Below are 13,821 nucleotides of genomic sequence, written 5' to 3' on the forward strand. Positions count from 1 at the left end.
GGTGACCGGCGGGTCAGCCAGGCCGGGTCACCAGGGGCGGAGGGCCGGGCCGCTCGCGACGGGTACCACCGTGGTTGTGCGACGGCTCCGTTCCTCCCTAGCGACAGGTCAACCGGACGACCGACCGGGCCGGCGTGGCACACCGAGCGAGGGATGATGGGGATGGAATGACGGAACGTAAGGCAGGAGCTTCCATGGCGAAGCGGGTTCACCGCCCCCGTGAGGACGCGGAGTTCAATTTCATCCTCGGGATGAGCAAGGTTCCGGTCCTCGCATACTTCACCGGGACATGGCCCAAGGCAATCGAGCCCTGCCGGGTGATGGACCTCGTCGTGGGTGGCATCGCCGACGACTACACAGGCCGCCTGACCGCCATCCGCGCCGACATCACGCGTTGTCCGGCCGCAACCGAGCGATACGGGATCACCGGAGCCCCGTCCTACGTCCTGCTGAAGGAGGGAGAGGCGGTGGCGCACAGCACGGGGCCTATGACCATCGCCGAGGTACGGAACTTCCTGGACGGCCACCTCTGAGCGGCCGCTACGGCACGTGGCCGCGACACCCGTCACGTCTCGTCTATGGGAGCTGCGCCACCTGAGACACCTTAGGGCTGAGACCCGCCCACAGGTCACATAACGCCGTCGAGCGCGGTGTTGTCGGGCAAGTCGGCGGCTGCCGCAACAATCTCGGGAAATGCCCCGTCAGATCACCGCCGGAGCGGGACCAGATCAGCACGCGATCGCCGGGCCACCGGCCCACGAGTGCCCGGCAGCCGTCCCACTCGGGTTCTGCCGCGTGAACCGGCACGAGCCCGGGATCGGCGGTGGGCGTGGCAGGCATCGGGTCCGGCAGGGACCGACCAGGGCCGCGACGACGAAGCGAAGACCTGGTACCGCCAGGCCGCGGACAAGGGCGATACCAAACCCGCAAAACGGCCATATACAGAAACGGAAGAAAAAGGGGGGCCGGTGTCGGGCGGGCCGTCTCTCGTCACGGGTTGGTCCGACTGGTCGGATCTTCCGGTGGGTCGCGCCGGGAGGTTCCGGGTGGCGGCAGAACCGAGGCTATGAATGCGTCGCCTGACCATCCATGAGCATCGACCTCAGGAGCCACATGATGCGCCCCATCAGATCAGCCTGTCTCGGCACGGCCACTGCGCTGGTCGCCCTTCTCGCCGGTGCCCCTGTCGCAGCCGCCGCTACAGACACCGGTTCCGCCCACACCAAGGGCACAGACCGAGTCATCACAGTCATCGGCCACCTCACACAGCAGACCCGCTTCCCCGTCAACCCCGAGGGCCCCGCCGCCCAGGGCGATCGGACCGTCTTCCGCTCGATCCTCTTCGACAAGAACGACAAAAAGCAGGTCGGCGAGACCAACGGCACCTGCACCACTACCCTGGCCGAAGAAAACGGCGGAGCGGAGGTGTGCGTCGTGACCTACAACCTCCCGGGCGGCCAACTCACCGTGCAGGGGATGGTCTTCGGCATCCTCACCCAGGGCCTGCCGACGCTCCCTCCCCCTTCATTCGACAACGCGATCACCGGCGGCACCGGGAAATTCGACCGGGCCCGTGGTCAGGTCCACGCCGCCACGATCGCTCCGGGCAAGAGGCGCTTCACGATCGACCTCGACTGACTGGCCCTGCCCCCGCCCGGTGAGAACGCTGGCCCGTCCACGGCACGAGTGCGGGAACGTCGCGCCGGCATGGACTTTGAGCCCGGTGCACGTCGGTGATTGATCAGCTCGGCCGAGGCGCACCCTGCGCGGTGGAGATAGAAGCCGGAAGTATGAGGGCCCTGTGGTCCGGCGTGATCCAGTTCGGGCTGGTCGTGCTGCCCGAGAACCTGGTCTCGGCGACCGAGGAGCACCAGGTGCGGCTGCGGGAGATCCCTGCCGCGGACAGCGACAGGGTGCAGTATCGGCGGTTCTGTGAAGCCGAGGACCGTGAGATCCCGTACGAGGAGGTCGGGCGCGGCTGGGAGCCGCCGGATGGGCGTCGGACTGCCGCGGTCACGCCGCGGCATGCTCATCCTCCAGACGCTGCTCCGGCAGGACGAACTGCGCGATCCGGGGGCCTCGCCTCCTCCGCATGGTCACCGACCGGAGCTGGAGCTCACCGAGGTACTGATGGGCGCTTTCACGGGTGCCGAGGTCGACCAGTTCCGGGACGAGCGCCGTCACGCACTTGAGGAACTGGCCAGGGCGAAGGGGTCCGGCGGTCAGCCGGCCGCGCCGCCCGGGTCCGGGCCGGCGGTGGACTTGATGGCTGCGCTGGAGGAGTCGGCGCGAGCCCCACGCGCGCACCAGGGTGGCTGAGCTGGCGGGGACGGCTTGGTGCTACCGCCGGCAGTGCGGTGGTCCCTTGCCAGTGTCGTTGGCGGCGGAGGCGTTGTTCTTGGGCGGAGACAGCAGTGACCGGCCGGGGGCCTCTCGCGTGCCAGAAAGACACGGAGGGCGGTCACCGGCCGGTGTCTGTGCTCGGAACTAGCGGGACGACACCGTCGGGTCGATGTCCCGCGTGCCGGTACCGCCTGTGTGCTCGCTCTGCTCCTTGAGCTGGCGGGCCTTGTCCTTCAGACGCTGACGCTCCTGCGGGTCAGTGGCGCGCTCCGCGGCCTGTTCCATGTCCTGGGCCTTGGCACGCATCTGCTGGGCACGACCGGACTCGCCTGCAACGCTCATGATCACTCCTTGGGTGATAGGTGAAGAGCGGGCCACATCAGAGAAACAGGCCCCAACACTCCCTGCATCTCGATCAATCACCCACTGTTATGTACGCAGTTGGAAAGCCCTTCGCGGAACGACTTGCGTGCCGGAGCCTGCTCACGTTGCGGGATGCTCCGGCTCAGTGGCTCCGGTCCCACGGAATCGGATACGAGACGGTCGGCGTCTGCCGGGGCCGCGGCCTGTACCGGTCCGGGAACTTCACCGGATGCACGGCGATCGCCCCGGGCCGGGGCACCTTCTTCCCGTCTGCGCTGCCGCTCCCTGTGGTGCCGGCGAAGCCGACGACCACCAGGGCGATGGTGGCCAGGGACACTCATCTCCCGCCACGCGCCGTCCGCCCATCGCGAGTGCGCCCGGACCTTCGTTCCGTTTGCGCGTACGTACTCCATCACGTGCACCACTGGCTACTCCCCCGGTCCAGGCCCGGTGCGCCCTCGCGCACGGGACCCCCAGGAACGCATCCGGCACTGACAACCCATCAGGAGGCTAGAAGAGGTTGGCCGTGGTGCCCTGCGTGAGGTTCTCGAGGATCGTGCGCAGCCATGGGCTGCGCACGGCTGGTAGCCGGACCAAGGTGTGCTGGAACGTTCCCCGGTCGGCCCGGAACAGGTAGTTGGGGAGCAGCGGGAGCGGGTCGTCGCGCAGGACGTCTTGGGGTATGCGGCCTGATGCGGGAATCGGCAGGTACGGCTCGGGAGATGTCAGCCATAGCCACACCCCCAGCGGCAGGGGCACCAGGTATGCCGAGGCAGTCGAGCCGGCGGGTGTCCAGGTCTGGCCTGTCTGGGGATGGACCGGCACGAGGAGGATGTCAACGCCCTTACCCGGGGAGGGTTTTCCTGGTCCGGCCAGGACGGCGCGCCGTTTCGCGGGGCCTGCGGGCAGCAGGGCGTCGAGCGCGCGTTGGAAGACGTCCGCGGTCAGACCGCCCGGGACCTTCACCGGCTGCCCTTGGGAGGCAACCAGCAGGTGGGCGAGGGCCTGGCCGGCTGCCGCCTCCCACTGCGGGCTCCACGACCAGTAGTGGTTCGACCCCGACCGTCCTCCCCACGTGGCGATCGGCTCGAACGGGGGCGTTTTCTCCCCCTCCTCTGCCAGCTCCGCCCAGGACAGGGGCGCAGCGTGGATACCGTCGACGGGGACGCGGTGCACGGCGTCCGGGCTGAGCCGCACTTGCTGCCAGAGCGAACAGTCGTCGACCCTGGTCGCCACGGGCAGGTCGCATGCCTCGCAGGCCATGTTGGGCCCGTCGGCCCCGTCAAGGCCGCAGCAGGCACCGCCGCGCTTCCCGAGGATCAGCCGGGTTCCACGGATATCACCGGGCGCGATGACACTCGCCCCAGGCGTGCTGTCGGACAGGGCGTAGACCGGCGCGTAGATACCGCGTGCCTGTGCCTCGCCCGGATCGATCTCGTCCCACATCCGCCAAGGCCCTCCCCAAGGGTCCGGGTCCACGGCAAACGTCCCGGACTTCATGAGCACCGGAAGCTGGGCTCCGTTCCCATACGTCTGACGGGCGTGGGCCGGCAGTGAGACCGGGGACAGCGGGGTGGTCAACTCGGCGCCGCATCCCGCACACACGAAAACGAACAAATGTCCTCCGCCTGGGAATCAAGCGCATCGTCGCAGCTCGCCGGCAGCCGGCCAACAGGTTTTCTCATCCGTTGTGGGAACGGCACCTGCCATCGTCGTGGAATATCAACGCAGCGCGGGCAAGGCCGGCCGCCGCCTGCGACTGGGGCATGCGGCTCACTCAGTGTTCGAATTCCCGGTGTGCTGTGGCGGCTTCCGAAGTGGTGAACATCTGCTGCCCGTTCCCGGGCTCTGGCTCAAGTTCTGTGACGCGGCCACTGTCCGTCACGCTCATAGGACGCGCTTGCGGAGAAGTTGGTGTCCCGCCCGCCCGAACATCTGGCGCTTGAGCATCTTGATCCGGTTGACATGGCCTTCGACCGCGCCCGAGCTCCAGGGCAGGGTGAGACCGGCGATGACGGCATCGCGGTCGCGGTCGATGCCGGCGGCAAGCGTGTGGAGACCGGGCAGATCGTTTCGCCGGACGGCGGCGAGCCAGTCCGGAAGACGCTCGCCCTGGCGCTCGGTCAGCATGACCGCGAAGGCACGGACGTGCCGGGTGAGCGCGTCGATCTCGGGGCAGTGGGTGCGGACGGTTTTGAGCTGCAGCTGCTCGGCCTCAGGGAGGGTTTCCGGTCGCCGGAGAATCCATCGGTCGCGATCGCGGAGGGTCACTGGAGCCGGATCATCTTGCGGAGCAGTTCGAATCGAACCCGGCGCGCCCGTAGAGCTGCCGCTTGATCTTCTTGATGCGATTGACGGCGCCCTCGATGCTGCCGGAGCTCCAGTGGAGAGTGAGCCCGGCGGTCACGGCATCGAGGTCTCGGAGCAAGTGGAGTGCGAAGCCCGTGAGACCGGGCAGCCGGCTGGCGTCGACTGCGTCGATCCAGGTGGGGAGTGTGGAGCCGAGGCGACTGCTGAGCATCTCGCCAAAATCGCGGACGTGTCCGGCCGCCTTGTCCAGTTCGGGGCAGCGGGCCAGGACCTCCTTCAGGCCGGTGAGGTCTTCCTCGGTCAGGGTCGCTGGGTGACGGGTGAGCCAGCTGGTCACCTGCCGCACCGACGGCGCCCGCGGCGGCGCAGCAGGCGGAGCCCCGCGCAAGGTGGCGATGTGCGCGCGAACCATGCCGTAGGTGACGGGGAGCGTGCTCGGCAACCAGTTCGCCGTGCTGTCGGGTGACGCTGGTGCATCCCTCGGCAAATCGACGCTCCAGGTAGAGGTCACCGCCGCCACCGCCCGACTCGTCGCGGCCGCCCGGGTGTTCGCTGATCGCCGGTCCTGACCCGGAGGGGAGGTTAGTTTCTCCCTTCGGGGTTCTGGTAGATGCTGGCGGCCATTGATCCCAATTGCTTGTTGGCCTTTAGCGCCAGGTCGATCGCGTCGCTGACGCTGTTGCTGGGGACCGGGACGTTGTTCACATAGATACCGAAGACGAGACGGTGACCATTTTTCGCGTCAACGTATCCTGCAAGCGCCTTGGTGGTGAGAGCCAGCTTGCCCTTGAAAGCGCCGACCAGGGTGCCGGTCTTCGCGCGAATGTGTCCTGCGGCAGGGTCGGTGTGCGCGATGACATCCGCGAGTGATCCATCGACACCCAGGCTCGGCATAGAGTCGTAGAAGGTGCTGAAGTCGCGACTGTGGGAAAGATGCCGCAGCAACTCCGTCTGTGCGGCTGGTGTGGCCTTGTCCCCGGTCAAGCCCTGGGCATCGACGAGATTGAACGAATTCGGGTCAATACCTGCGCCGGCGAGAAAGTTCCGCTCGATCTGCATTCCGTCGGCATAGGTGTGCTTGCCGTGATGGACTGCCATCAGCGGTGGCAAGAGGTTGGCGCCGAGATTGTGGCTGACCTTATTGATCAACTTGGCGTATTCCCTGAAGGGCGGTGACGTGTACGTCGCCGAGACAGGCAGGGCCTTCACCTCCTCCGGTGACGGAAGGTCGGAGCCGGGGTTGGATCCGAGCGTCGGGGCGCTGACGGTGACACCATTCCGCTCAAGAGCCTCGATGAGTACGGTGCGGGCAAATGCTGCGGGGTCGGGTACTTGGAATGTCGCCACGAATGGTGCGGTGGCGTCAGCGGGCACCGAGCCTCGAACCCGGATGTGCCCGGGGGCGTTACTTTCGGTCTTCACCGTCGGCTTCGTGCCGGCGGGCGTGGTTGTGACGTTTGCGTCGACGGTGAAGGCTGCCGTCTTGGGCTGCGAGTCGACCTTCGCCGGGTTGCCGGGCGTGCCGGGCGTGCCGGGCGTGATGAGCAGGTCAATGAGGTTGTCGTTGACCACCGTTGGCGTGACAGGCGTCCCACCGATCGACACCGGGTCCCAGAGCCGATTGTCGATGATCACGTTGCCGTCCACTTGACGGATGCCGCTTGCCGCGACCTGACGAGCCAGGTCATTGATGCCTGCCAGCGGGTCTTCCCGAGTGATGGTTGCCATTCCCGGCACGGCGTTTGCGTCGTAGTGGTCGAAGTCGGGGACGTCCAGTCGTCCTGCTGCAGTCGTCCGTCCGCCGAGAGCCAGATCGCCGCTTCCCACCATGATCAGGTTGCCCGTGAGTCGTCCGGCCTCCGATATCGAACCGCTGTGCACGATTGGCGTAAGGAAACGGTGGTCGCTGCCGAGGTCGTCGAGGGCTGCACCTACCGCGAAGGTCTTGGCTGTCGATCCAGTCATGAACTTGGATTCGGCGTTCTTCGACTGGAGGACTTTTCCTGTCTTCAGGTCGGCGACCTGCACGCCCCAGTCGCCTGTTGCCCACGGTGAGGTGTCCATGAGCTTTTGCAGCTCGGCGCTCACACCTGGAGCGTTCGGGGACGCGGAATTCGAGTGATCCTCTGAGTCATTGGAGCACGCCGACATCGTGACGGCCGCAAGGGCCGATGCCACAGCTACTGCGGCTGCGCGGGTACACAGTCGGCGTGAGCCGTATCCAGTCACCTCCCACCGTGTGGCTCCCGCCCTCCGATGGACTGCGGGCCTGCGTTCCCTTCGGATGCGATTTCGCATGAGATCAGGGACTTTCATAAACATTGCGAGGATACCTTTTAACTTCTAGCGTTAAACGAGGGGGCGCCATGAATGCCGGCGGTCGTGCTTTAGGCGATCGAGATGCGCCGGCGCCAGCGCATGGAGTACGGTTTCAAGAACGTAATGCCAATCCGCGCCACCAATGAATTCCTTTTCTATCTTGATGGGATAGCCAAGGAATATTCGGGAACCAGCGGAAACCACGGGGTGCGCGACTCACTGCACTGCCAGTGGCGAACCGGGTATCGCCCGAACAACGCGGGCAGCGGGAGAGAGCATGGTAGGGAAAACCCCCATTCCTCATATCCAACTAAGGCGCCTCCCTCTTGCCGATGACGATGTCTCCGTTACGGGTGTGAATCCTCACGGCATGGTCACTTGTGTCGTCTTTCATGACATCCACTGCGATGTCGCCCTTCTTGGCGGCCGTGTCGACTGCGTACGTCGCCTCCGGCAGGCCGAGCCGAACGTCGCCGTCCTGGCTTCGCACATCGACGAGGTCAGGTGCGGAGACGAAGTTCAGCTCGTTGTCGCCGTTCCGTGAGGCGACAGTGACCGACCTTGCGGAGATCCTGTCGCCCTCGATGGTTCCGTCGCGGCCTTCCAGATCCAGATGGGGCCCGCTGAGGTCCGACAACCGCATGTCGCCGGATTTGGCCGAGAAATCTGCGGTGAAGCCCGTGGCTTCAACAAGACCCTTGTCGTTCTCGGCAATGATCGCGACGTCGCGCGGTACCTTCACGGTGTACTTCGCACCGCAGTTGACGGAGAGACCCGTGCAGTCCAACGAGAGCGTGAGAACGCCCCCTTCGAGCTTCCATCCGGATTCTATTTCTCCGCCTACTTTCGTACCGCTGACCTGCCGCGTCACCCGAACGCCCTTGACATCGGCGGCTACGAGTTCCAGGTCGGCGGAGTCGGACTTCACGGTCAGGCTGTCTCCACCGAAATCAAACATTTTCGATTCCACGACTGTGTTCGCCGGGGTACCGTCCGGGCTGCATCCCGTTGCTGCGACAGCGAGGATCGCGACGCCCCCGAGGGCGAGCACAGTGTGAGGCCTCATTCCCATTGATTCATTCCTTCATAATTCTGGTCATGCAGGTGACGCATGCCGTTCATGGTGGTGGTTGGTTCGAAGGACGCGATCGCGTCGGTGGCGAGTTCGTTCCGTGGAGTCAGCAGGCAGCCTGAATACCGGCCGGGGGATTCTGCTGTCGCGGCGGTACGGACGTCGCCCTGCTTCACGAACGCAGAGCCCGGGCTGCGACCGTGCGCGACACACGGGCGGCTTGGAGGGCCAGAGCGAGGCAGGTGGTCACGAGCGTCACGCCGGCGAGCACGCCGAGAGTCGCCCAGGGGAGGCCGTCCAGAACCCGGACGACACTGATCTCGGCGCCTACGGCGATAGTGGCACTCGTCACCGCGATGGCGATCGCGCCGAAGACGATCGCCGTCCCCGCGTAGATCACTCCCTCATAGATCGTTGATCGGGTGACCACACCTGGTCGCGCACCGGCGACCGTCACGATGGCGGAATCACGTGTGCGTTCCCGCCCGACCAGAGCGATCACAGCAAGGCCGCCGACCCAGGACACGACGAAGACCCAGCCCAGCACAACCAGGACATCGCCCAGCCCGGCGGTGCTTCCGGGCATGACGTTCCCCATGACCATGAAGAGTCCGACGAACGACAGGGATAGCGCGAAGGGCAGCACCGTGGCGACGCTTCTCGCCGCGCGGGTGCGGCACGATTGCACGGCAAGGTGCCAGGCGACACCGCGCGAGGGCACGAGTGCGGTCCAGAACCTCATCAGAGGTGTGAGCACCCACGGCCCCATCAGCAGCAACAGGCAGATGAGAAAGAGGTCGCCGGCGAAAGCGAAGGCCGTCCGCTGTTCGATCCCGCCCTCGAGTTCGAGTCCCAGCCCGGGAATCCACATCCCGACCACACCGGCGAGGAGGCAGAGGGCGAGAACGCTGCGCGTGACGCCGGGCCGCGCCGGTGGATCGGAGAGGTCTCGAAACGCGCGCATCTCCGGTGTCTTGGCGGCACGGCGCGTGACTCCCCAGCCGCCGAGCAGACACGGAACCACCCCGGACAGCACGCTCGCCCCGACATGCCAGAGGTGGAATCCGGCCGTGGCTCCGTGCAGGTCGAGTCCCGTGGTCGTCCACTGTGCGAGGGCGGTGCTCGCGACGAGAGGGGCCAGCGGTACTGCCAGCGCGCCGGCTGCAGCTCCGAGCACAACCAGTTCCGTGCGCAGAATGACTCTGATGCGATTGCGCGGGATCCCGAGGATCGCCCACAGGGCATGATCGCGTCGCTGGGTCGTCAAGGTCAGGCCGACGGTGGATGCGACGATGCCCACGGCGGCAAGCACGGTGAAGAAGACGATGTTGCCGCCGAGCGCGATCGACGCGGAGACCATCCGCGCATCACCCGCCGCCCGCGCTGTCGAGACGGCGGTGAACATGGCGATGACCGAGCCCGCTGCGCATGCCGCACCGGCCACTGCGCACAGGAACGTCCACAACCACATGGACGCCTGCATCCGAATGTCCGAGAGGACAAGTCGCATCATGACGCCTGCTCACCCGCTTCGTCCTCCGACTGCGCCGCGAGGACGGCATCGCTCACCGCGTGGGAGTCGCCACCAGGAATGATGGCGTGCACTTGCCCGGACCCCAGCACCACGACCTGGTCAGCACGTGCGGCCGCATGAGGGTCGTGTGTGACCATGAGGACCGTGGTTCCCTGCGCGGGAAGTGCCTGTAGCCAATCGAGCACGACGTGACCCGACTTGAGGTCGAGCGCGCCGGTCGGCTCGTCGGCGAAGACGATCCGCGGCTGATTCGCGACGACCCGGGCCACCGCGACGCGCTGGCGTTCACCTCCGGAGAGCCGGTCGGGGCGCCGCCGCGCGTGCTGGGCGATACCGAGCCTCGACATGGCGTCGCCGACCCTCGACCTGGGCACCCGATGGCCGGCGAGTCGCGCCGGCAGGGCGATGTTGTCCTCGACCGTCAGCGAGCTGACGAGGTTGTACTCCTGGAAGATGAATCCGACGTTCTCACTGCGGAATGCGGCTTGCTTGCGAGGGGGGAGCGACAGGACGTCCGTTCCCAGGACCTCGATGGAACCCGCGGTCGCTTGCTCCAGACCAGCAATGCAGAGCAGAAGCGTCGACTTGCCGGACCCGGAGGGGCCGACGATGGCGGTCAGCCGGCCTTCGGGAATGTCCAGGTCGATATCGTGCAGGACGCGCGCCGTCTCGCGTCGACGGCCCGGAACGGGGAAGTCCATATGAAGGCCGCGCAAACGGATGCACGGCGCGGAAGCAGCAGCTGAGATGGGCATGCATCGAGCTAAGCAGGGCACGGCGGGAGCCACACGGGTGCCTGCACTGCTTAAAGGTAGACCTAGGTCTACCTTTTGCGCGATCCACAGTATGGGACAATGGCGGGCATGGCGCAGATTCGTGTTGCCCGGAGGGTGCTGACGGAATGCATCGCGGCAATTGCTTTTCCGATTCTGCTGCTTTCCATTCTCGTTGCGCCGGTCTCGGCCCCGGTGGTGGCGGAGACGGACCGTTCGAGAGCCCGGTGGTGCGGCGTCGAGACGATGCCCCTGAAACCCTCTGACCACAGCTGGGCCCAGTGGGTGGCACTCCGGCTGCGTTCACGGTCGATTTGGCGCACCGACCTGCCGGTTTTCGTGACCGCCGTGCTCCTGTCCGCGCTGTCACTGCTGGTGGCCTTCTTCGGATTCATCGGCGCTGCCGCGTTGGTGTTCTCCCCCGTCTTCTGGCTCTTCGGCATCGCCGCGCAGGTCGGTCCATTCACCCCTGAATCCGTTAGGGAAACCCTCCTGGCGATGCCCGCAGGCATCGTTCTCGGCGCGGTCACCACCGCCGTACTGACCGGCACATCATTTCTTCGCGACCTTCTTCTGCGCACCTTCTCCAGAAGCCGTGACCCGGATCTGCTCGCGAAACTGGAGGAGCTCCGGACCAGTCGGGCTTCGCTGACCGCGGCCTTCGAATTCGAGCGACAGCGCATCGAACGCGATCTGCACGACGGCGCCCAACAGGAACTCGTCGCCGTTGTCATGCGTCTCGGGATGCTGGAAGCCACGGCCACAGCCGCAGCCGCAGCCGCCGACCAGGAACGAATCGTGCGGCTGGCAGGGCAGGCCCAGGCTCACGCGGAGCGCGCACTCGAACGGCTGAGGGACACGGTGCGCGACATCCATCCCCGTGAACTGAGCGACCTCGGCCTCATCGCCGCCGTCCGAGAGTTGGCCGCGCGATCACCTTTGCGGGTCGAATTGACCAGCACCGGCGATGACGCCCAGCTTTCGTCACCGACTGCGACCGCCGTATACTTCACGGTGTCCGAAGCCCTGACGAACATCTCGAAACACGCAGGTGTGGGAAGCGCTCGGATCGACCTAAGATGCGCCACGACAGACGTACACGTGCGTGTGCACGACGATGGTGTCGGCGGTGCGAGAATCGACACGGGCTCCGGGCTCGCCGGACTGCGCGAGCGAATGCGAAGTGTCGGCGGGAATATCGAAATTCTCAGCCCACCGGGTGGCGGGACGCTGGTTGTGGCGTCCGCTCCCAGCCAACCCCCATGGTGATAAATTGAAGCAGGACGTTCCCCGGGGAGGGGGGTCATGAGAATTGTTCTGGCAGATGACAGCGTGCTGATAAGGGCCGGCATCCGGGAAATCTTGACCTCCCACGCTCATGATGTCATCCGCGAATGCGAGGACGCCGACGAACTGGTTGCCGCAGTCGACGAGCTGGTGCATGCCGGAGCCGCCCCGAACATGGTGATCACGGATGTCCGCATGCCCCCCAAAAACACCGACGACGGACTGCGTGCCGCGATCGATCTGCGCTCCCGGCACCGGGACCTGCCGGTGTTGGTTCTCTCCGCCTACGTCACGGGCCCCTATGTGAGGGAGCTTCTGAACGGCCCGGGTGCCGACGGAGCCGTCGGGTACCTGCTCAAGGAGAAAGTGGGCAGAGTCGCCGACTTCCTGCGAGCTGTCGAGACGGTCTCCGCAGGTGGCGTCGTGATCGACCCCGAGGTTGTTCGCCACGTCACCCGCGCGGACTCGCCACAGGGGCCGCTTGCCCGGCTCACCGCTCGTGAAAGGGAAGTGCTCGCCCACATGGCCGAAGGGCGCTCCAACGCAGAAATAGCGAAGGAACTGTTTCTTTCCGGCGCTGCCGTGAGTAAGCATGTGGCGAACGTTTTCGTGAAGCTCGGCATGCCTCCCGACGAGGACAATCGGCGCGTCAAGGCCATTCTGGCCTGGTTCGAATACAACTGAGGATTGGCCACGGGCACCGTCCAGCAGCTCCCACAGCTCCGTGAGCCCCGCGTCGGTGCCGCAGTTCCAGGAGGGCTCTGGCTCAACTTCTTTGACGTGGCCACTCTCAGTGACTGCTGGGCCTTTTCGAGCTCTAGGTGAAATCGCCCGAAATTGGTCCGTGGGCAACGCAGTTGGGCTGAATGTTCAGGGCTGTGAAAGAGGTCCTGCTCCGGCTCAAGGAGTTGTTGTTCCCGTCGATCGCGGACGTCGCGGTGCTGTCGGTAGACGTGAACATCGCGATGGTGCGCGTTAACGCGCAATGCACCGCCGACGGCGCCGCGTGCCCGGTCTGTGGCGCCTGGTCGAACCGGGTTCACGGTTCCTACCTGCGGTTTCCCGCTGATGTTCCCAGCGGAGGCCGACGGGTCGTCCTTCAATTGAGGGTCCGGCGATTCTCCTGCGAAAACTCGGGCTGCGCACGCCGCACCTTCGTCGAGCAGATACCTGGCCTGACGCGCCGGCACAGTCACAGTCAGCGGACCGAACGGTTGCGCTCGACCCTGGCCTCGGTCGCTCTGGCCCTCGCGGGCCGGGCCGGGGCTCGCATCGCCAGCGTTCTCGGCGCTTCCGTCAGCCGTAGCACGGTGCTTCGGCTGGTTGATGCGCTTCCCGAGCCCGAGCTGGCCGCGCCGCGGGTGGTCGGTGTCGACGAGTACGCCACCCGGAAGGGCCGCCACTACGGCACCGTCCTCATCGATGTCGAAACCCGCCGCCCAGTTGACCTGTTACCCGACCGGGAGCCGTCCAGCCTGGCGGCCTGGCTCGCCGAACGGCCGGGCGTTGAGGTCATCTGCCGTGACCGGGCGCCGTTCTTCGCCGAAGGTGCCGTCACCGGTGCTCCTCAGGCGGTCCAGGTCGCGGACCGGTGGCATCTCTGGCACAACGTGAGCGAGGCTGCCGAACGAGCTGTCGCTCAGCACCGCAACTGCCTCCGCGCCCTTGTCACGGCCGCCCCGAACCCGATCCGGAGCCTGCGCTGGAGGAAGATTCGTCTGGCTCGCCATGGCCGACCGGCCATCGTTTCGCCGACCGCACCAGAGCCCGGCACGCCAACGTCCACGCACTGCTGAAGGCCGGGCACAGCCGTTGATCGG

The 13,821-nt window shown here is 66.1% G+C and carries 17 protein-coding genes; 7 read left to right on the plus strand and 10 right to left on the minus strand.

Annotation, left to right across the window (positions count from 1 at the left end; all coding sequences use genetic code 11):
- Positions 1-194 precede the first annotated feature (194 nt).
- The 3 genes from LGI35_RS01370 to LGI35_RS01380 all read left to right on the plus strand — a co-directional run bounded on the left by LGI35_RS01370 (position 195) and on the right by LGI35_RS01380 (position 2,319).
- Positions 195-533, plus strand: a complete 339-nt coding sequence (locus LGI35_RS01370; RefSeq protein ID WP_227291749.1) for a thioredoxin family protein — start codon at positions 195-197, stop codon at positions 531-533.
- Between the two features lie 556 nt (positions 534-1,089).
- Positions 1,090-1,638, plus strand: coding sequence for an allene oxide cyclase barrel-like domain-containing protein (locus LGI35_RS01375; RefSeq protein WP_227291750.1), 549 nt, complete (start codon positions 1,090-1,092; stop codon positions 1,636-1,638).
- A gap of 354 nt (positions 1,639-1,992) precedes the next feature.
- Positions 1,993-2,319: a Ku family protein gene (locus LGI35_RS01380; protein ID WP_227291751.1), complete on the plus strand. Its 327-nt coding sequence runs from the start codon at positions 1,993-1,995 to the stop codon at positions 2,317-2,319.
- A 168-nt stretch (positions 2,320-2,487) separates the two neighbouring features.
- Here the strand turns inward: LGI35_RS01380 and LGI35_RS01385 are convergent, their stop codons facing one another.
- The 5 genes from LGI35_RS01385 to LGI35_RS01405 form a co-directional block, all read right to left on the minus strand.
- Positions 2,488-2,685, minus strand: a complete 198-nt coding sequence (locus LGI35_RS01385; protein WP_227291752.1) for a DUF6381 family protein — start codon at positions 2,683-2,685, stop codon at positions 2,488-2,490.
- 163 nt (positions 2,686-2,848) lie between these two features.
- The gene (locus tag LGI35_RS01390; RefSeq protein WP_227291753.1) at positions 2,849-3,043 is read right to left on the minus strand and encodes a hypothetical protein; all 195 of its coding nucleotides are present in this window, start codon (positions 3,041-3,043) and stop codon (positions 2,849-2,851) included.
- A 173-nt stretch (positions 3,044-3,216) separates the two neighbouring features.
- The gene (locus tag LGI35_RS01395; protein WP_227291754.1) at positions 3,217-4,323 is read right to left on the minus strand and encodes a hypothetical protein; all 1,107 of its coding nucleotides are present in this window, start codon (positions 4,321-4,323) and stop codon (positions 3,217-3,219) included.
- Positions 4,324-4,593: 270 nt separating this feature from the next.
- Positions 4,594-4,977, minus strand: a complete 384-nt coding sequence (locus LGI35_RS01400; protein WP_423835671.1) for a transposase — start codon at positions 4,975-4,977, stop codon at positions 4,594-4,596.
- A 10-nt stretch (positions 4,978-4,987) separates the two neighbouring features.
- Positions 4,988-5,458, minus strand: a complete 471-nt coding sequence (locus LGI35_RS01405; RefSeq protein ID WP_227291755.1) for a transposase — start codon at positions 5,456-5,458, stop codon at positions 4,988-4,990.
- Here LGI35_RS01405 and LGI35_RS01410 point away from each other — a divergent pair.
- A complete protein-coding gene (locus LGI35_RS01410) occupies positions 5,448-5,585 on the plus strand; it encodes a hypothetical protein (protein WP_227291756.1) in 138 nt (45 codons plus the stop codon). The genes LGI35_RS01405 and LGI35_RS01410 overlap by 11 nt on opposite strands.
- 13 nt (positions 5,586-5,598) lie before the next feature.
- Here LGI35_RS01410 and dacB read toward each other — a convergent pair whose 3' ends face one another.
- The 5 genes from dacB to LGI35_RS01435 all read right to left on the minus strand — a co-directional run bounded on the left by dacB (position 5,599) and on the right by LGI35_RS01435 (position 10,729).
- A complete protein-coding gene (gene dacB / locus LGI35_RS01415; RefSeq protein ID WP_227291757.1) occupies positions 5,599-7,104 on the minus strand; it encodes a D-alanyl-D-alanine carboxypeptidase/D-alanyl-D-alanine endopeptidase in 1,506 nt (501 codons plus the stop codon).
- 541 nt (positions 7,105-7,645) lie between these two features.
- Complete coding sequence (locus LGI35_RS01420; RefSeq protein ID WP_227291758.1) at positions 7,646-8,407, minus strand: DUF4097 family beta strand repeat-containing protein; 762 nt, start codon at positions 8,405-8,407, stop codon at positions 7,646-7,648.
- Positions 8,398-8,583, minus strand: a complete 186-nt coding sequence (locus tag LGI35_RS01425; protein WP_227291759.1) for a hypothetical protein — start codon at positions 8,581-8,583, stop codon at positions 8,398-8,400. Before LGI35_RS01425 ends, LGI35_RS01420 begins: the two co-directional genes overlap by 10 nt.
- Positions 8,580-9,812: an ABC transporter permease gene (locus LGI35_RS01430; RefSeq protein ID WP_227291760.1), complete on the minus strand. Its 1,233-nt coding sequence runs from the start codon at positions 9,810-9,812 to the stop codon at positions 8,580-8,582. The genes LGI35_RS01425 and LGI35_RS01430 overlap by 4 nt, the downstream gene beginning before the upstream one ends.
- Positions 9,813-9,916: 104 nt before the next feature.
- On the minus strand, positions 9,917-10,729 hold the full coding sequence (locus LGI35_RS01435) for an ABC transporter ATP-binding protein (protein ID WP_227291761.1): 813 nt from the start codon (positions 10,727-10,729) through the stop codon (positions 9,917-9,919).
- Between the two features lie 75 nt (positions 10,730-10,804).
- On the opposite strand from LGI35_RS01435, the gene LGI35_RS01440 reads away from it, so the two are divergent.
- The 3 genes from LGI35_RS01440 (at position 10,805) to LGI35_RS01450 (ending at position 13,797) form a co-directional block, all read left to right on the plus strand.
- Positions 10,805-11,983 carry a sensor histidine kinase gene (locus LGI35_RS01440; protein ID WP_227291762.1) on the plus strand — a complete coding sequence of 393 codons (1,179 nt, stop codon included), beginning with the start codon at positions 10,805-10,807 and terminating at the stop codon, positions 11,981-11,983.
- 36 nt (positions 11,984-12,019) lie between these two features.
- The gene (locus tag LGI35_RS01445; protein ID WP_227291763.1) at positions 12,020-12,685 is read left to right on the plus strand and encodes a response regulator transcription factor; all 666 of its coding nucleotides are present in this window, start codon (positions 12,020-12,022) and stop codon (positions 12,683-12,685) included.
- Positions 12,686-12,879: 194 nt separating this feature from the next.
- On the plus strand, positions 12,880-13,797 hold the full coding sequence (locus LGI35_RS01450) for an ISL3 family transposase (RefSeq protein ID WP_227291764.1): 918 nt from the start codon (positions 12,880-12,882) through the stop codon (positions 13,795-13,797).
- Positions 13,798-13,821: the final 24 nt, after the last annotated feature.

It is taken from the genome of Streptomyces longhuiensis (genome assembly GCF_020616555.1).
Classification (GTDB): domain Bacteria; phylum Actinomycetota; class Actinomycetes; order Streptomycetales; family Streptomycetaceae; genus Streptomyces; species Streptomyces longhuiensis.

Bases quoted from the DNA above. Each gene is read 5' to 3' on its own strand.
- LGI35_RS01370 (WP_227291749.1), top strand. From the start codon at position 195: ATGGCGAAGCGGGTTCACCGCCCCCGTGAGGACGCGGAGTTCAATTTC.
- LGI35_RS01375 (WP_227291750.1), top strand. From the start codon at position 1,090: ATGAGCATCGACCTCAGGAGCCACATGATGCGCCCCATCAGATCAGCC.
- LGI35_RS01380 (WP_227291751.1), top strand. From the start codon at position 1,993: ATGGGCGTCGGACTGCCGCGGTCACGCCGCGGCATGCTCATCCTCCAG.
- LGI35_RS01385 (WP_227291752.1), bottom strand. From the start codon at position 2,685: ATGAGCGTTGCAGGCGAGTCCGGTCGTGCCCAGCAGATGCGTGCCAAG.
- LGI35_RS01420 (WP_227291758.1), bottom strand. From the start codon at position 8,407: ATGGGAATGAGGCCTCACACTGTGCTCGCCCTCGGGGGCGTCGCGATC.
- LGI35_RS01430 (WP_227291760.1), bottom strand. From the start codon at position 9,812: ATGTTCACCGCCGTCTCGACAGCGCGGGCGGCGGGTGATGCGCGGATG.
- LGI35_RS01440 (WP_227291762.1), top strand. From the start codon at position 10,805: ATGGCGCAGATTCGTGTTGCCCGGAGGGTGCTGACGGAATGCATCGCG.
- LGI35_RS01445 (WP_227291763.1), top strand. From the start codon at position 12,020: ATGAGAATTGTTCTGGCAGATGACAGCGTGCTGATAAGGGCCGGCATC.